General features: G+C 71.8%; 13 protein-coding genes. 12 read left to right on the top strand and 1 reads right to left on the bottom strand.

Going from position 1 to position 17,548, the window contains the following annotated elements; all coding sequences use genetic code 11:
• Positions 1 to 28 precede the first annotated feature (28 nt).
• Both mnmA and ABD329_RS05715 read left to right on the top strand, forming a co-directional pair.
• Complete coding sequence (gene mnmA / locus ABD329_RS05720) at positions 29 to 1,180, top strand: tRNA 2-thiouridine(34) synthase MnmA (RefSeq protein WP_198280857.1); 1,152 nt, start codon at positions 29 to 31, stop codon at positions 1,178 to 1,180.
• Between the two features lie 128 nt (positions 1,181 to 1,308).
• Positions 1,309 to 3,063, top strand: a complete 1,755-nt coding sequence (locus ABD329_RS05715) for a glycine/sarcosine N-methyltransferase (RefSeq protein ID WP_246619006.1) — start codon at positions 1,309 to 1,311, stop codon at positions 3,061 to 3,063.
• 81 nt (positions 3,064 to 3,144) lie between these two features.
• Here the strand turns inward: ABD329_RS05715 and ABD329_RS05710 are convergent, their stop codons facing one another.
• Complete coding sequence (locus ABD329_RS05710) at positions 3,145 to 4,068, bottom strand: MerR family transcriptional regulator (protein ID WP_309142900.1); 924 nt, start codon at positions 4,066 to 4,068, stop codon at positions 3,145 to 3,147.
• 401 nt (positions 4,069 to 4,469) lie between these two features.
• Here ABD329_RS05710 and ABD329_RS05705 point away from each other — a divergent pair, with 401 nt between their 5' ends.
• The 10 genes from ABD329_RS05705 to gatB all read left to right on the top strand — a co-directional run bounded on the left by ABD329_RS05705 (position 4,470) and on the right by gatB (position 16,901).
• On the top strand, positions 4,470 to 5,687 hold the full coding sequence (locus ABD329_RS05705; RefSeq protein ID WP_198280855.1) for a glycosyltransferase: 1,218 nt from the start codon (positions 4,470 to 4,472) through the stop codon (positions 5,685 to 5,687).
• Between the two features lie 268 nt (positions 5,688 to 5,955).
• Positions 5,956 to 6,483 carry an LOG family protein gene (locus ABD329_RS05700; protein ID WP_344316038.1) on the top strand — a complete coding sequence of 176 codons (528 nt, stop codon included), beginning with the start codon at positions 5,956 to 5,958 and terminating at the stop codon, positions 6,481 to 6,483.
• Between the two features lie 156 nt (positions 6,484 to 6,639).
• The gene (locus ABD329_RS05695) at positions 6,640 to 7,329 is read left to right on the top strand and encodes an SDR family oxidoreductase (protein ID WP_198278311.1); all 690 of its coding nucleotides are present in this window, start codon (positions 6,640 to 6,642) and stop codon (positions 7,327 to 7,329) included.
• Positions 7,330 to 7,469: 140 nt separating this feature from the next.
• Positions 7,470 to 8,489 carry a methionine synthase gene (locus ABD329_RS05690; protein WP_198278312.1) on the top strand — a complete coding sequence of 340 codons (1,020 nt, stop codon included), beginning with the start codon at positions 7,470 to 7,472 and terminating at the stop codon, positions 8,487 to 8,489.
• 15 nt (positions 8,490 to 8,504) lie between these two features.
• Positions 8,505 to 10,727 (top strand): NAD-dependent DNA ligase LigA, encoded by a 2,223-nt coding sequence (gene ligA / locus ABD329_RS05685; protein ID WP_198278313.1) that lies wholly within the window; start codon positions 8,505 to 8,507, stop codon positions 10,725 to 10,727.
• A 315-nt stretch (positions 10,728 to 11,042) separates the two neighbouring features.
• Entirely contained in the window at positions 11,043 to 13,148 is a 2,106-nt protein-coding gene (locus ABD329_RS05680) for a putative bifunctional diguanylate cyclase/phosphodiesterase (protein ID WP_198278314.1), read from the top strand.
• Between the two features lie 200 nt (positions 13,149 to 13,348).
• Positions 13,349 to 13,645, top strand: coding sequence for an Asp-tRNA(Asn)/Glu-tRNA(Gln) amidotransferase subunit GatC (gatC, locus tag ABD329_RS05675; protein ID WP_198278315.1), 297 nt, complete (start codon positions 13,349 to 13,351; stop codon positions 13,643 to 13,645).
• Between the two features lie 5 nt (positions 13,646 to 13,650).
• A complete protein-coding gene (gatA, locus tag ABD329_RS05670; protein ID WP_198278316.1) occupies positions 13,651 to 15,144 on the top strand; it encodes an Asp-tRNA(Asn)/Glu-tRNA(Gln) amidotransferase subunit GatA in 1,494 nt (497 codons plus the stop codon).
• Positions 15,141 to 15,380: a hypothetical protein gene (locus ABD329_RS05665; protein ID WP_198278317.1), complete on the top strand. Its 240-nt coding sequence runs from the start codon at positions 15,141 to 15,143 to the stop codon at positions 15,378 to 15,380. Before gatA ends, ABD329_RS05665 begins: the two co-directional genes overlap by 4 nt.
• A 15-nt stretch (positions 15,381 to 15,395) precedes the next feature.
• Entirely contained in the window at positions 15,396 to 16,901 is a 1,506-nt protein-coding gene (gene gatB / locus ABD329_RS05660; protein WP_198278318.1) for an Asp-tRNA(Asn)/Glu-tRNA(Gln) amidotransferase subunit GatB, read from the top strand.
• The last annotated feature ends 647 nt before the right edge of the window (positions 16,902 to 17,548 follow it).

Raw genomic sequence — 17,548 nt, 5'->3', positions numbered from 1 at the left:
GTACGTACCGACTTATGCTGGCCGGGTTATGACTGACTTCCCCGGTGCGCCCACAGGTCCCCGCGACGGCCGTCGACTGCGCGTCCTCGCCGCCATGTCCGGCGGTGTGGACTCCGCGGTCGCCGCCGCGCGGGCGGCCGAGGCGGGCCACGACGTGACCGGCGTCCATCTCGCGCTCTCCGCCAACCCGCAGTCGTTCCGCACCGGCGCCCGTGGCTGTTGCACCATCGAGGACTCGCGGGACGCCCGGCGGGCCGCCGATGTGATCGGGATCCCCTTCTACGTGTGGGACCTCGCCGAGCGCTTCCGCGAGGACGTGGTCGAGGACTTCATCGCCGAGTACGAGGCGGGCCGCACCCCCAATCCGTGTCTGCGCTGCAACGAGAAGATCAAGTTCGCCGCGCTGCTGGACAAGGCCATCGCCCTCGGCTTCGACGCCGTCTGCACCGGGCACTACGCCACGATCGTGGAGCGCGCGGACGGCTCGCGCGAGCTGCACCGCGCCAGCGACATGGCCAAGGACCAGTCCTATGTCCTCGGCGTGCTCGACGAGCGCCAGCTCGCCCACGCGATGTTCCCCCTCGGCGACACCCTGACCACCAAGGACGAGATCCGCGCGGAGGCGGAGCGGCGGGGCCTGGCCGTGGCGAAGAAGCCCGACAGCCATGACATCTGCTTCATCGCCGACGGCGACACCCAGGGCTTCCTGGCCCGGCACCTCGGCACGGCCGAGGGCGACATCGTCGACGAGGACGGGCGCAGGCTGGGCACCCACGAGGGCGCGTACGGCTTCACCATCGGCCAGCGCAAGGGGCTGCGCATCGGCCATCCGGCGCCCGACGGCAAGCCGCGCTACGTCCTGGACATCTCCCCGGTGAACAACACGGTCACGGTCGGCCCCGCCGAGGCCCTGGACGTGGCCGCCCTCACCGCCATCAAGCCGCGCTGGTGCGGGGCCCCTCCGGTGGGCCCGGGCACGTACACCGCCCAGTTGCGCGCACATGGTGGCGAAACCGAGGTGATGGCCGAGCGGATCGGGGAAACCGAGCTTCGGGTGACCTTCGCCGAGCCGGTGCGGGGTGTGGCACCCGGGCAGGCGATCGTGCTCTACGACGACACCCGGGTGGTCGGCTCCGCGACCATCGCCGCGACCGAGCGGGCCCGGGCGGTCGCCTCGTAGACCCCGGGTTCCCTGGCGGATATCCGCTTTTGGTGAGAAAGAAGCCGAAAGTCAGGATTGGGTGGTTGATCTCCGTTTGGCGCGATCAGTTTCTCTGAAATTAACGTGCGTCCGGCCATTCCGGTGGCATGCGTCACGTGAATCTGGGAATGCGCCCCGCGGACACGGGTGCCGTGGTCCGCTGTCTCAGCACCGGAGGTTCCGTTATTTCTGCGCAACCTGTACAGAAATTTGGCGACAATCCAGTTGATGTCAGGGACACTGATCACTACACAGAGGAGTACGTACCCAGCTTCGTCGAAAAGTGGGACTCGCTGATCGACTGGGATCGGAGGGCGGAGAGCGAGGGCACGTTCTTCATCGACCTGCTGCGCGAGCGCGGCGTCAAGAAGGTCCTGGACGTGGCCACCGGGACCGGCTTCCATTCGGTCCGGCTGCTCGAGGCCGGATTCGAGGCCGTGAGCGCCGACGGCAGCGCCGAGATGCTCGCCCAGGCATTCTCCAACGGGCTCAAGCACGGTGACCACATCCTCCGCGTCGTCCAGGCCGACTGGCGCTGGCTCAACCGCGACGCCCACGGCGAGTACGACGCCATCGTCTGTCTCGGGAACTCCTTCACGCATCTGTTCTCCGAGCGTGACCGGCGCAAGGCGCTGGCGGAGTTCTACGCCATGCTCAAGCACGACGGAATCCTGATCCTGGATCACCGCAACTACGACGCGATCCTCGATCGCGGCTACAGCAGCAAGCATGTGTACTACTACTGCGGAGAAGACGTCGCCGTCGAACCGGAGTACGTGGACGAGGGGCTGGTGCGCATGCGCTACAGCTTCCCCGACGAATCCGTCTACCACCTCAACATGTTTCCGCTGCGCAAGGACTACACGCGCCGGCTGATGGAGGAGGTCGGCTTCCAGCGGATCGAGACCTACGGCGACTTCCAGCACACCTACCGCGAGGAGCGGCCCGACTTCTTCATCCACGTCGCGGAGAAGGAATACCGCACGACGGAGGAGCCGGTCGGGCCGAACGGTTCGGTCCCGGCCGACGGGGAGTATTCGGGAGCCGTGGGCACCGCCCGCGACTACTACAACTCCGCGGACGCCGACGCCTTCTACTGGAGCGTCTGGGGCGGCGAGGACATCCACATCGGCATCTACGACCGGCCCGACGAGCCGATCGCCGAGGCCAGCAGGCGCACCGTGGCCCGTATGGCCGGGCAGCTGGACCTCACCGAGTCCTCCGTCGTCCTCGACCTCGGAGCGGGCTTCGGCGGCTCGGCCCGCTATCTGGCCGAGACGTACGGCTGCCGCGTCATGGCGCTCAACCTCAGCGAGGTGGAGAACGAGCGGCATCGCGCGCTGAACGCCGAGCGCGGGCTGACCGAGGCCATCGAGGTGATGGACGGCTCCTTCGAGTCCATCCCGCTGCCGGACGACAGCGTCGACGTCGTCTGGTCCCAGGACGCGTTCCTGCACAGCGGCAACCGCGCCCGCCCCCTGGAGGAGGCCGCCCGCGTGCTGCGCCCCGGCGGTCATCTCATCTTCACCGACCCCATGGCGGCCGATGGCTGCCCCGCCGAAACCCTCCGCCCCATCCTGGACCGCATCCATCTGGAGACCATGGGGTCGCCCGAGTTCTACCGCCATGAACTGGCGCGGCTCGGCTTCATCGAGGTCGGCGGCGGCTTCCAGGAGCACCGCGAGCAGCTGATCACCCACTACGCCCGGGTCCTGGAGGAAACCCGGCACCAGGAGGCGAACGGCCTGACGGAGCAGGTCAGCGCCGACTACCTCACCCATATGAAGAAGGGGCTGAGCAACTGGGTCGAGGGCGGCAGGAACCGCCATGTGACCTGGGGCATCTTCCACTTCACCCGCTGATCCGGGGTCGGCCCCTGACCTCCGACCCGGTCGGGTGGCCGGTGGCGGGTTCCGGACCCGCTGTCGGCCACCCGGGGCCGCTCATCGGGCGTTCGCGCTCAGCGAGACGCCCGCGACCTGGTGGTACAGGGTGGCGAGTGGCGCCGCGAGGTGCCCCTGGCCGGAGGCCGCGGTCGGCGGCGGGGTCTCGCCGGTGATGACGAGGGCCTGTCGCCAGTAGCGCAGCGAGAACGAACCGGCGCGCGTCCCGCGGCGGAACAGGGCGCGCAGACGCGAGCGGAACACCGGCGTGTCGTCGTGGCCGTCGATGCGGGCGTAGGCGCGCACGAAGTGGCCGTGCGCTTCGGCGAGCCGGTCCGGGCAGTCGGCTGCCAGGGCCTCACCGGCGAGCGCGCAGGCGTCCAGGAGACCGGCGTAGAACGACGCCACGTCGCCCACCTGGTGGGGCTGCGGCTGGCGGCGCCGGTCGTCCGCGGTGGCCAGGGCCCGCAGCTCGGCGTAGGCGAGGACGGTCGCGGTGGTCGGGGCGGCCGGTGGCGTGGGCACCGCGCCGTCGATGACGGCCTGGGCGAGGCGGCGCGGCAGACCGGCCGGGAGCGCCCAGTGCCAGTACCGCACCAGCCGGTCGTGGGCGTCGTCCAGCTTGCCCACCCCGGCGAGCAGGCCGAGGCGGCGCAGCCGTTCCGGTGCGGGGCAGTCGTCCAGCGCGCGAAGCAGCTCCCGGCGCCATGTCGCCTCACGCAACTGTTCCCGGACCACGTCCAGTTCGCGGGTGACGAGTTCGCCAAGCGAGCGTTCCCCCGCCATGACCGCGGCGATCGCGGCGATGGGGGTGCCGAGCGCACGGAGGCGCTGGATCAGCCGGAGCCTGGGGAGCGCGTCCGCGGCGTATCTGCGGTGACCGCCCGGGGTACGTCCGCTCTCGGGCAGCAGCCCGATGTCCGAGTAGTGGCGGATGGTCTTCACCGGCAGTCCGGTGCGTGCGGCCAGTTCGCCGATGCCCACCGTGTTCCCGCCTTGTGCGCCCACCGTGTCGCCGTTCTGTGTGCTGTGTGTGGTCCTGTCTTGGGTGGCGGGCGTGCTGGCGTCCTGCGTGCCGCCCGTGTTGCCCCGTCCTGCGTGCCCACCGTGTCGCTGTGGTCGCCCCCGCGTGCCGCCCGTGTTCCCGCCCCGCGTGCCGCGCTTGGTCTTGGCTTGGGTGGCGGGCGTGTTGGCGTCCTGCGTGCCGTGCGTGGTCCTGCGTTGTGTGGCGGGCGTGTTCCCGCCTTGCTTGCCGTCCGTGTTCCCGCCCTGCGTGCCGCGCGTCACCGTCGCTTGAACCTCCCCCGCGCAGGAGCCCTTAGCGTCCGTGGCGAACGCCGTCGTCCGAGTATGCGCCGGGCGGCACTCGCCGAGGAGGATCATCCATGCGGATTCTGATCGTGACCGCCGGTTCGCGAGGCGACGTCGCCCCGTATACGGGCCTGGGGCGGCGTCTGCTGGAGGCCGGCCATGAGGTGACCGTGGCCGCGCACCCACCCTTCGCCGGGCTCATCGACGGATGCGGCCTGGACCACCGGCCGCTGCCGGGCGATCCACGGGAGTTGATCCGCGCCAGGGCGCGGGCGGCCTCCTGGGACGAGGCGCGCGCCGCGATGGCGGCGTTTCTGGACCGGCTCGCCGACGGGGTGGCGGCGGCCGTGGCGGACGGGGCCGACCTGGTGCTCACCGCGTTCGGCCCGGCGGCGCTCAGCCGGGTGGCCGGTGAGGCGTCCGGCGTCCCCGTCATCGGCGCCTTTCTCGCACCGGCCTGCGCCACTCGGGAGTTCCCGCTGGCCGGTGCCACGGACGCCGAGGACCTCGGGCCGGACGGCAATTTGGCGGCGGGGCGGCGGCTGTTGGCGGACGCCGGAGCGCTCCAGGCGGGCGCGGTGTCGGGGCTGCGCACCCGGCTCGGGCTGCCGCCCGCCACCGCGCGGACGACGGGAGCGGACCTCCGGCCGGTCTTCCACGGCTTCAGCCCGCTGGTCGTACCGCGTCCGGCGGACTGGCCGTCCCGGGTCGAGGTCGCGGGCTACTGGTGGCCCGCCCGGCCCCGCGACTGGCGGCCCCCGGCCGAGCTGGTCGACTTCCTCCGGGCCGGTCCGCCGCCGGTGTTCATCGGGTTCGGCAGCATGGCGCCGGGCGAGGGGGAGCGGCTGGGCGAGCTGGTGACGGCGGCGGTGGCCCGGGCGGGGGTGCGCGCGGTGGTGCAGGCGGGATGGGCCGGGCTGACGGCGGCCGGGGACGACGTCCTGGCGGTCGGCGACCTGCCGCACGACTGGCTGTTCCCGCGCACGGCGGCCGTCGTCCACCACGCCGGAGCGGGCACCACGGCGGCCGGACTGCGCGCCGGGGTCCCCGCGGTGCCGGTGCCCGCCATGGCCGACCAGCCGTTCTGGGCGGCACGGCTGCACCGGCTAGGAGTCGCCCCCCGGCCGCTGCCCCTCGACGCTCTCACCGCCGAATCCCTCGCCACGGCGATCACGACCTGCCTGACCGCCTCCGCCCTCCGCCGCCGGGCGGCCGACCTCGCCGACGCGATTGGTGTGGAGGACGGCGCCGCGGCGGTGCTCGCCCACATCGGCGCGATGGGCAGGGGGTGAGGCCGGACGCGGCGACAGGGCGCTCCAGGCGCCGAAACCTGGGGCAGGCCCGAAACCGGGGCTCCGCCCCTGCCCGCAGCAGCGGTATGCGACCGCGTCGCGTGGCAGGGGCTTGGCCCCCCGGGCCACGGGGTCCAGGGGCGGAGCCCCTGCCACGCGGCGGAGCCGCAAATGGATGCTGTGGGAAGGGGCGGGGAGGGGAAAGACCCGCCGCACGGCGTGACCCGTGGCGGCGGGGGTGTCCGACCCGGCTCGTAAAGTGATGCGCATGAATATCTGCGTCTTCTGCTCCGCCGCCGACCTCGACGACCGTTACACCGTCCCCGCCCGCGAGTTCGCCGAGCTGATCGGCAAGGGCGGGCACACGCTGGTCTGGGGCGGGTCGGACGTCGGGCTGATGAAGGTGATGGCGGACGGGGTGCAGGAGCACGGGGGGCGGCTGGTCGGGATCTCCGTGGAATTCCTCGCCGCCAAGGCCCGGGAGAACGCCGACGAGATGGTGATCGCCAAGGACCTCGCCGAGCGCAAGGCGCAGCTGCTCGCCCGCGCCGACGCCGTCGTGATCATGGTCGGCGGCACCGGGACGCTGGACGAGGCCACCGAGATCCTGGAGCTCAAGAAGCACGGGCTGCACATCAAGCCGGTGGTGCTGCTCAACGCGGCGGGGTTCTACGACGGCCTGAAGCAGCAGTTCCAGCGGATGGAGGAGGAGGGGTTCCTGCCCCGGCCGCTGAGCGAGCTGGTCTTCTTCGCGGAGAACGGGGTGGAGGCCATGACGTACCTGGAGTCCGTCTGAGCCCCCTGGCCCCGTAACAGCCGGCGCCGTGCCCGTTACAGGATGGGAGCGCTCGGCGGGAAGTCCGCCCGGGTTTCGGGCATGGGATCGCGCCAAGCCGGGACCAAGCCGGGACCGTCGTCGGGGCGCGTCCGTCGGTGAGGCAAGCTGGGGACCATGGGAACGCATCTGATCACTGGGGCAGGTTCGGGCATCGGCGCGGCGGTCACCGAGCGGCTGGCCGAGCGCGGCGACGAGCTGTGGCTGCTCGCGCGGGACGCCGGGCGGGCGAAGGAGCTGGCGGAGCGGTTCCCGGGGGTGCGGACGGTCGTCGGCGACCTGGCCGACCCGGACCGGCTGTCCTGGGCGCTGGGCCATCAGACGCTGCCCGACCGGCTGGACTCGTTGCTGCACATCGCCGGAGTGGTCGACCTGGGCGAGGTCGGGGAGCTGACCCCGAAGGCATGGAACCGCCAGCTCGCCGCCAACCTCGTGGCGCCCGCCGAGCTGACCCGCCTGCTGCTGCCGCAGCTGCGGCTGGCCCAGGGGCATGTCGTCTTCGTCAACTCCGGCGCCGGGCTGCGCGCCAACGCACAGTGGGCCGCGTACGCCGCCAGCAAGCACGGGCTCAAGGCGCTGGCCGACGCGCTGCGCTGGGAGGAGAGCGGCAACGGCGTCCGGGTGACCACGGTCTACCCGGGGCGCACGGCCACCCCGATGCAGGTGAAGGTGCACCAGCAGGAGGGCAAGGAGTACGACGCGGAGCGCTGGATCGCGCCCGAGACCGTGGCGACGACCATCCTGACCGCCCTCGACCTGCCGCACGACGCCGAGATCACCGACCTCCAGGTCCGCCCGCGCGGCTGAGCAGCCGTCCTCGGCGGCGGGGCAGTCACCTGCCCCGGCCGCATGAGGCGCCCCGAAGGGGCGCGGGGAACGGCGCGCCCAGCCACAATGGCGCCGCAGACGACCGACTGGCATAACAACGCTTTCAGCGGAGCGCTTACGTGAGCGAGAAGAGCACCAACCCCCACCACCCATGGGCCCCAGGGGCCGCAACCGGCGTCGGATCGATGCCGGGCGGCGACGCGCGGGAGGCCGCGAAGACCGTCACCGGCTCGCTGGAGGCCCTGCCGTACCTTCCGGAGCTGCCCGCGCGCGGGCCCGGCGCGGACATGATCGGGCGCACCGCCGGGATGCTGGCCGAGCTGTACGCGCATGTCGAGCCCAGCGGCTGGCGGATCAGCGACCGGCCGGGCCGGGACACCCGGCGGGCCCGCTCCTGGCTGGGCGAGGACCTGGACGCGCTGGAGGAGTTCACCCAGGGGCACCAGGGCGCGCTCAAGGTGTCGGCCGTGGGGCCCTGGACCCTGGCCGCCGCCCTCGAACTGCGCGGCGGCGAGGTCGCACTGAGCGACCCGGGCGCCTGCCGTGACCTCACGGCCTCGCTCGCCGAGGGCGTGCGCGCCCATCTGGCGGAGGTGCGCCGCCGGGTGCCGGGCGCCGAGGTGGTGCTCCAGCTCGACGAGCCGTCGCTGACGTCGGTGCTGCGCGGGAGCGTCCGTACGGCCAGCGGCTACCGCACCCACGCCGCCGTGGACCGGGGCGTGGTCGAGGGCGCGCTGCGGACCCTGGTGGAGGCGGCCGACGGGCCGGTGGTGGTGCACTCGTGCGCGCCGGCCGTGCCGTTCGGGCTGCTGCGGCGCGCGGGCGTCGCGGGGATCTCCTTCGATCTGTCGCTGCTCACGGAGGGTGAGGAGGAGGCGATCGGGGAAGCGGTGGAAGGCGGTACGGCACTGCTCATCGGCGCGGTACCCGGCACGGACACCCCATTGTCGGACCCTGCCGGTAGCGTCGGGGGTGTCAGGACGCTGTGGCGCAGGCTGGGGCTGGCACCGGCGACTCTCGCGGAGTCGGTGGTGGTCACCCCGTCGTGCGGGCTCGCGGGCGCCTCGCCCGGGTACGCCCGCGCCGCGCTGGCCCACTGCGTCCGGGCGGCGAGATCGCTCGCGGACAACCCTGAGTAACGGGAGGACGACACGGTGGCCGGCGAACAGCAGTCGAAGGTCCCCGCCGAGGTGCGGGAGAGGCACGCCAGGCTCGCTGAGCAGATCGAGGAGCACCGCTTCCGGTACTACGTGAAGGACGCGCCGGTCGTCAGTGACGCCGAGTTCGACAAGCTCATGCGCGAGCTGGAGGCGCTGGAGGAGGAGCATCCCACGCTCCGCACGCCCGACTCGCCGACCCAGAAGGTCGCGGGGGCGTACGAGACGGAGTTCACCGAGGTCGCGCACCGGGAGCGGATGCTCAGCCTGGACAACGCCTTCGACGACGAGGAGCTGGCCGGCTGGGCGGACCGCATCGCCAAGGAGCTGGGCAGCGCCTCGTACCACTTCCTGTGCGAGCTGAAGGTGGACGGCCTCGCGGTCAACCTCACCTATGAGCACGGGCGGCTGACCCGCGCCGCCACCCGTGGCGACGGCCGCACCGGCGAGGACATCACGCCCAATGTGCGGACGATCGCCAAGATCCCCAACCGGCTGACGGGCGACCGCGTCCCGGCGCTGGTGGAGGTGCGCGGCGAGGTCTTCCTGCCCCGCGAGCGGTTCGAGGAGCTGAACGCCGGGCTGGTGGAGGCGGGCAAGCCGCCCTTCGCCAACCCCCGGAACGCGGCGGCGGGTTCGCTGCGCCAGAAGGACCCGAAGATCACCGCGTCCCGGCCGCTGGACATGGTGGTGCACGGCATCGGGGCGCGCGAGGGCTTCGACATCGACCGGCTGTCGCAGGCGTATGAGCTGCTGCACGAGTGGGGGCTGCCCACCGCCGCCCACTTCAAGGTGGTCGACTCGATCGAGGGCGTGCGCGAGTACATCGCGTACTACGGCGAGAGCGAGCACCGGCACTCGGTGGAGCACGAGATCGACGGCGCGGTCGTCAAGCTGGACGAGATCCCGCTCCAGGGGCGGCTGGGCTCCACCTCGCGGGCGCCGCGCTGGGCGATCGCCTGGAAGTTCCCGCCCGAGGAGGTCAACACCAAGCTGGTGGACATCCGGGTGGGCGTGGGGCGCACGGGGCGGGTGACGCCTTATGCGGTGGTCGAGCCGATCACGGTCGCGGGCTCGGAGGTCGAATTCGCGACGCTGCACAACCAGGATGTGGTCAAGGCCAAAGGCGTGCTGATCGGTGACACCGTGGTGCTCCGCAAAGCGGGCGATGTCATTCCGGAAATCCTGGGCCCGGTCGTCGATCTGCGGGACGGCAGCGAACGGGAATTCGTGATGCCGGCCGCCTGCCCCGAGTGCGATACGCCGCTCCAGCCCGCCAAGGAGGGCGATGTCGATCTGCGGTGTCCCAACGGCCGGTCCTGCCCGGCGCAGCTGCGCGAGCGGATTTTCTATCTCGCCGGGCGGAAATCCCTGGACATCGAGAACCTCGGCTATGTCGCCGCGGCCGCCCTCACCCAGCCGCTGGAACCCGCCGAACCGCCGTTGAAGGACGAGGGCGATCTGTTCGACCTGAAGATCGAACAACTGCTGCCCATTCGGTCGTATGTACTGGACCCGGACAGCGGACTGCCCAAGCGTGATCCGGAGACCGGTGAGGAGAAGGTCGTCACGTTCTTCGCCACCCAGAAGGGCGAGCCGAAGAAGAACGCCCTGGCGATGCTGGCCAATATCGAGGCGGCCAAGGAGCGTCCGCTGGCCCGGATCATCACCGGCCTTTCGATCCGTCATGTCGGCCCCGTGGCCGCCACCGCGCTGGCCCGGGAATTCCGCTCGCTGGACCGGATCGCCGAGGCGGACGAGGAGGAGCTGGCGGCCGTGGAGGGGGTCGGGCCGACCATCGCCGCCTCGCTCAAGGAGTGGTTCGCGGTCGACTGGCACCGCGAGATCGTCGAGAAATGGCGCCGGGCCGGGGTCCGTCTTGAGGAGGAGGGCGGCGAGGACGAAGGCCCCCGTCCGCTGGCGGGCCTCACCGTCGTCGTCACCGGAACGCTCCAGTCGTACACCCGGGATGGGGCCAAGGAGGCACTACAGAACCGTGGTGCCAAAGTCACCGGATCGGTTTCGAAAAAGACCGATTTCGTAGTAGTCGGCGACAATCCGGGCTCGAAGTATGACAAGGCCATGCAGGTGAAGGTTCCCGTGCTCGATGAGGACGGATTTGGCGTCCTGCTCGAACAGGGTCCCGACGCCGCGCGAGAGGTCGCGTTGACGCCCCCGGAAGAGTCCGGGGAAGAGCCCGCGGAAGAGTCCGCCGAGTAGCACGGACGGCCGGTGGAGCGGCGGTTGGAGTAGCCACGGAAGTGGCCGCTGGAGTAGCCGCTCCACCCATCCGGCGCAGTGCTCCGGCCATCTTGTCCGCTCAATGGGTCCAAACCTGGCCGGATTACGACTGGGAGCACTTCCCGGGTACAGCCGGCGGGCATCACCCTTACAGCGCATAGCAGAAGGTCATGGATCGTCGGGCGGCATTCGGGGAACCGTCGCCGATCGCCGCCCGTCTTCCCCTTCTGCCGCCTACTGTTGAGGTGTGCGCCCGCCGTGGCGCTGGCACCGCCGGCTGTGAGAGGGACGGGTATGAAACCGACCGAAAGCGCCGCCCCGGCGTCGCGGCTGCGCCGGGCCGTGCTGCCCGCGCTGCCGGCCGCTGCGGTCGCCATGGCGGCTTTCGCACTCGGTATCGGAGTGTTCCGAGTGCTCGACGCGGGCAATGCGCTCTTTCCCGACGGAACCGTGGGCTGGTCGCTCGCCGTGCTCACCGGAATCATCGTCGGCCATCTGGTCGCCCTCGGCCGTGACCGCTGGTGGGGCGGCACCGGCTCCGGGGCCGCGTTAACCCTGGCGGCGCTGCTGCTCTACGGCTGGATTCCGGCCGTGCTGGTCAGCCTCGCCGTGGTCGTCCTGGTCGGCGCCGCCCGCCGGCACCGATGGCGGCAGGCCGCCCTGCACGGCGCGGTCGACATCCTGGGGGTCGGCGCGGCCGCCCTCACCCTCGCCGCCTTCGGCACCACCCCCTCCGTCGAACACCCCTGGCGCACCGACACCTGGCATGTGTCCGCCATCCCCCAGACGGCCCTGGCCGCCTTCGTCTATCTCGCGGTGACCCGCGCCCTGCTGTGGTGCTCCCTCGCCCCGCCCGGCGCCGGACTGCCCACCGTCGCCCGCACCGCCCTCTTCCGGCAGGTCCTCGTCGGCATCGCGCTCCTCGGCATCGCCCCCCTCATCGTGGTCGTCGCCGGGGACACCCCGCTGCTGCTCCCGCTGTTCGCGGTGCCGCTGGTCGCCCTGGACTCCACGCTGTGGATCGCCCGGGTCCGCGCCGAGGAGCAGCTGCGCGACCCGCTCACCGGGCTGCCCAACCGCCAGTGGCTGCTGGAGCGCACCTGGACCGCGCTGGACGAGGCCGAGCGGGCCGGCAACCGCACCGCGCTGGTGCTGCTGGACCTCGACCGCTTCCGTTCGGTCAACGACACCCTGGGCCATCTGGCCGGTGACCGGCTGCTGCTCCAGATCGCCGAGCGGCTGCGGCTCGCCCTGCCGCGCGGGGCGGAGGTGGCCCGGCTCGGCGGCGACGAGTTCGCGGTGCTGCTGCCCACCACCGACTCGCTCACCAGCGCCCAGCGCAGCGCCCGCGTCCTCGTCGGCGACCTCGGCTCCCCGCTCGACCTGGACGGGCTGACCCTGGTGCTCGAGGCCAGCGCGGGCGTCGCCGTCTACCCCGACCACGCCCTGGACGCCGAGGGGCTGCTGCGCCGCGCCGACGTCGCGATGTACCAGGCCAAGCGGGACCGCAGCGGAGTCGAGCTGTACGAGGCGCGGCGGGACGGCAACACCCCCGACCGGCTCGGTCTGCTCGGCGATCTGCGGCGCGCCCTGGACGCGGGCGACGTCGAGCTGCACTACCAGCCCAAGGTCGGCTTCGACGGGCATGTGGCGGGCCTGGAGGCGCTGGTGCGCTGGGTGCACCCGGACCGGGGCAAGGTGCCGCCGGACGAGTTCATCTCCATGGCCGAGAGCTCCGGGCTGATGCCCCGGCTGACCGAGTACGTCCTGGAGACGGCCCTGGGCCAGGTCGCGCGGTGGCGCGCCGACGGCCTCGAGGTGCCCGTCGCCGTCAACGTCTCGCCGCGCGATGTCCACACCCCCGGCTTCGCGGGCGCGGTCGCCGGGCGGCTGGCCCGGCACGGGGTCCCGGCGGGCGCCCTTCAGCTGGAGATAACCGAGCACGTCCTGCTGGAGGACCCGCAGCGGGCCGCCGACACCCTGGCCGGGCTCACCGGGCACGGGGTGAAGATGTCGCTCGACGACTTCGGGACGGGGTATTCGTCGCTGGTCCATCTGCGGCGGCTGCCGGTCAGCGAGCTCAAGATCGACCGTTCCTTCGTGGCCCGGCTGGCCGTGGACAACGAGGACGCGGAGATCGTCCGCTGTACGGTCGACCTCGCCCACTCGCTGGGCCTGCTCGTGGTCGCGGAGGGCGTCGAGGACGACGAGACCTGGGAGCGGCTGCGGGATCTGGGCTGCGACGCGGTCCAGGGCTGGCTGGTGGCCGCGGCGATGCCGCCGGAGGAGATGACGGCGTGGCTGCGGGCGCGGGGTGAGGGCGGCTGGCACCGCGAGACGGCGGAGCCGTCGAACGAAGACGCTTCCGCGGACGAGGACGCGGATCAGCCGGTGACATAGGTGGACGTAGGGGCGCGGCGCCGGTGCTGCCCCTCGGTGTTTCGTCGCCGGGTGCGGGCCGGTGGGTGGGTTGTGCCCACCCGTTCCGCCCCGCGGAACGATTGCCCACAACAGGCGCACCCAAAGCCTTTCGCGCTGTGTGTGCGGGGAGCCATAGGATTGGGGCCGAAACACTCCACACTCACCCAGAGGATCGCTGCATGCCTGGCATCACGCGCGAGGAGGTCGCCCACCTCGCCCGGCTGGCGCGTCTGGAGCTGACGGCCGAAGAGCTAGACCACTTCGCCGGACAGCTCGACGACATCATCGGCGCGGTCGCCCGCGTCTCCGAGGTCGCCGACCAAGACGTTCCGCCGACCTCCCACCCGCTGCCGCTGACCAACGTCATGCGTCCGGACGAGGTCCGTCCGTCCCTGACCCCGCAGCAGGCGCTGGCCTGCGCCCCGGCCCAGGAGCAGCAGCGTTTCAAGGTGCCGCAGATCCTGGGGGAGGAGTGACCACCGTGACCGACCTGACCAGGCTCACCGCGGCCGAGATCGCCGCCAGGATCGCCTCCGGCGCGGTCACCGCCGTCGAGGTGACCGAGGCGCACCTGGCCCGTATCGAGGCCGTCGACGAGAAGGTGCACGCCTTCCTGCACGTGGACCGCGAGGGGGCGCTCGCCCAGGCGCGCGCCGTCGACGCGAAGCGGGAGCGCGGCGAGGAGCTGGGCCCGCTGGCCGGTGTTCCGCTCGCGCTCAAGGACATCTTCACCACCAAGGGGATCCCGACCACGGTCGGTTCCAAGATCCTCGACGGCTGGATCCCGCCGTATGACGCGACCGTCACCCAGCGGCTGCGGGACGCGGACGTGATCGTCCTCGGCAAGACCAACATGGACGAGTTCGCCATGGGGTCCTCGACCGAGAACAGCGCCTTCGGCCCCACCGGCAACCCCTGGGACCTCACCCGGGTCCCCGGCGGCTCCGGCGGCGGCTCGTCCGCCTCGCTGGCCTCGTTCCAGGCCCCGCTCGCCATCGGCACCGACACCGGCGGCTCGATCCGCCAGCCCGCCGCCGTCACCGGCACGGTCGGGGTCAAGCCGACGTACGGCGGGGTCTCCCGCTACGGCATGGTGGCGTTCTCGTCCTCGCTCGACCAGGGCGGCCCCTGCGCCCGCACCGTGCTGGACGCGGCGCTGCTGCACGAGGTCATCGCCGGGCACGACCCGATGGACTCGACCTCGATCGACGAGCCGGTCCCGGCCGTCGTCGAGGCCGCCCGCAACGGAAGCGTGCGGGGCATGCGCATCGGCGTCGTCAAGGAGTTCGCGGGCGAGGGCTACCAGGCCGGCGTCATGCAGCGCTTCAACGAGTCGGTGGAGCTGCTGCGGGAGCTGGGCGCCGAGATCGAGGAGATCTCCTGCCCGTCCTTCGACAAGGCGCTGGCCGCGTACTACCTGATCGCGCCGTCCGAGTGCTCGTCCAACCTGGCCCGCTTCGACGCCATGCGCTACGGCCTGCGGGTGGGCGACGACGGCACCAAGTCCGCCGAGGACGTCACCGCGCTCACCCGCGCGGAGGGCTTCGGCGCCGAGGTCAAGCGCCGGATCATGCTCGGCACCTACGCGCTCAGCTCCGGCTACTACGACGCGTACTACGGCTCCGCGCAGAAGGTCCGCACGCTGATCAAGCGTGACTTCGAGAAGGCGTTCGAGCGGGTCGACGTGCTGGTCTCGCCGACCACCCCGACCACCGCCTTCCCGATCGGCGAGCGCGCCGACGACCCGATGGCGATGTATCTGGCCGACCTCTGCACGATTCCCACCAACCTCGCGGGGAACGCGGCCATGTCACTGCCCTGCGGTCTGGCACCGGAGGACGGTCTGCCGGTCGGATTGCAGATCATCGCCCCCGCCATGGCCGACGACCGGCTCTACAAGGTCGGTGCCGCGGTCGAGGCCGCGCTCATCGACAAGTGGGGCCACCCGCTGATCGAGGAGGCACCGTCACTATGAGTGCGATCAAGAAGGCGAAGGGCTTCAAGAAGTCCAGGCCCGGCACCTACCTGTCCATCGCGACCTCGCTGTTCGGCGCGGTCAGTGTGGCGAAGCAGGCCAAGAAGGCCCGAACCGAGAACGACAAGCTGCAACTGGCCGACGCGGTGGTCTCGGCCGCCGCCATCGTCACCGGCGTCGCCCTGCTCATCCGCGAGCTCAAGCGCATGGGCGACGACGACGTCCTCGCGGACTGAGAGGTTAGTTTTTCCGTGACCGTCACTGAACTGGTGTCGTACGAGGACGCCCTCGCCACCTATGACCCCGTGATGGGGCTCGAGGTGCATGTCGAGCTCGGCACCAAGACCAAGATGTTCTGCGGGTGCTCCACGGCGCTGGGCGCCGAGCCCAACACGCAGACCTGCCCCACCTGCCTCGGCCTGCCCGGCTCGCTCCCGGTGGTCAACGCGACCGGCGTCGAGTCGGCCATCAAGATCGGACTCGCGCTCAACTGCGAGATCGCCGAATGGTGCCGCTTCGCCCGGAAGAACTACTTCTATCCGGACATGCCGAAGAACTTCCAGACGTCGCAGTACGACGAGCCGATCGCCTTCAACGGCTATCTGGACGTCGACGTCGACGGTGAGGTCTTCCGCGTCGAGATCGAGCGCGCCCATATGGAGGAGGACACCGGCAAGTCCACCCATGTGGGTGGCGCGACCGGCCGCATCCACGGCGCCCAGCACTCCCTCCTGGACTACAACCGGGCCGGGATCCCGCTGATCGAGATCGTCACCAAGCCGATCGTCGGCGCCGGGGAGAAGGCCCCGGAGGTCGCCAAGGCGTATGTGACCGAGCTGCGCGAGCTCATCAAGTCGCTCGGGGTCTCCGAGGCGCGCATGGAGATGGGCCAGATGCGCTGCGATGTGAACCTGTCGCTGCGCCCGCAGGGCGCCGACAAGTTCGGCACCCGCTCCGAGACCAAGAACGTCAACTCGCTGCGGTCGGTCGAGCGCGCGGTCCGCTTCGAGATCCAGCGCCATGCCGCGGTGCTGAACGACGGCGGCACGATCATCCAGGAGACCCGCCACTTCCACGAGGAGGACGGCTCCACGACCTCCGGCCGGGTCAAGGAGGAGGCGGAGGACTACCGCTACTTCCCCGAGCCCGACCTGGTGCCGGTCGCCCCCGCCCGGACCTGGGTGGAGGAGCTGCGCGGCGGGCTTCCGGAGCTGCCGCGGGTGCGCCGCAACCGGCTGCGCGAGGAGTGGGGCCTGTCCCGGCACGAGATGCAGTCGGTGCTCAACGCGGGCGCGATCGACCTGATCACGGCCACGATGGACGCGGGCGCCCCGGCCGACCAGGCCCGTAAGTGGTGGATGGGCGAGCTGGCCCGCCGTGCCAACGAGGACGGGGTGGAGCTCGCGGAGCTGTCGATCACCCCGGCGCAGGTGGCCCGGGTGTGCGCGCTGGTCAAGGAGGGTTCGCTCAACGACAAGCTGGCCCGCCAGACCATCGAGGGCGTCCTCGCGGGGGAGGGCGACCCGGACGAGGTCGTCACCAAGCGCGGGCTGAAGGTCGTCTCGGACGAGGGTGCGCTGGGCACCGCCGTGGACGAGGCGATCGCGGCCAACGCGGCCATCGCCGACAAGATCCGCGGCGGCAAGGTCGCGGCGGCGGGTGCGCTGGTCGGCGCGGTCATGAAGGCCACGCGCGGCCAGGCGGACGCGGCGCGGGTGCGCGAGCTGATCCTGGAGAAGCTGGGCGTCGAGGGCTGAGCGCCACCGGATAGCCGAGCGTCACCGGATGTACGACGGGGTGGGCCCGCTGGGCCCACCCCGTCGCCATGGTCGGCGGCCAACGGTGCCGCGTTCCCGGGCCGATCGCCCCGCGGCACGGATCGCCTCCGGCCGGTCACGGCCCTCCGGCCGGTCACGCGGCGGCACTCGGCACCCGGCACGCTCGTGCCGAGCGCCTGCCGCGCGCTTCCGGTGCCGGCCGGTCCTGGTGGCACCAGGGCGATGTGCCTCGGAGCGCTCGGGATCGCGTGCGAGGTGGCCCCCGAGTCGGCCGAGCGGGGCGGGCGTGCGGATGGGGCGCCGTGGCGATGTGGTGGGGGCCGGTGTTCTTCGGGCCGCGCCGTCGCTTCCGGTGGCTGTGCGTCCGCGCGGGATCGCCCCTGCCACGGGTGCCCGGTCGGCCGAGTGGCCTCGGCGCCGGGCACGGCGCCAGGGCAGCGCGGTCTGGCGCGCGCCCGCACCGGCCTTCATCCGCGCGGCGCCGCGCCACCGCCCTGTGCGGACCGGCCACTGCCCTGTGTGGACCGGCCACTGCCCTGTGCGGAACGGCTACCGCCCTGTGTGGACCGGCCACTGCCCTGTGCGGAACGGCTACCGCCCTGTGTGGGCCGGGGCCGCGCGCCGGT

Origin of the sequence: Streptomyces javensis (assembly GCF_039525925.1) — a bacterium.
Classification (GTDB): Bacteria; Actinomycetota; Actinomycetes; order Streptomycetales; family Streptomycetaceae; genus Streptomyces; species Streptomyces asiaticus.
Note: the sequence above shows the minus strand (reverse complement) of the source record. Positions and strands in the feature narration are given on the sequence as shown.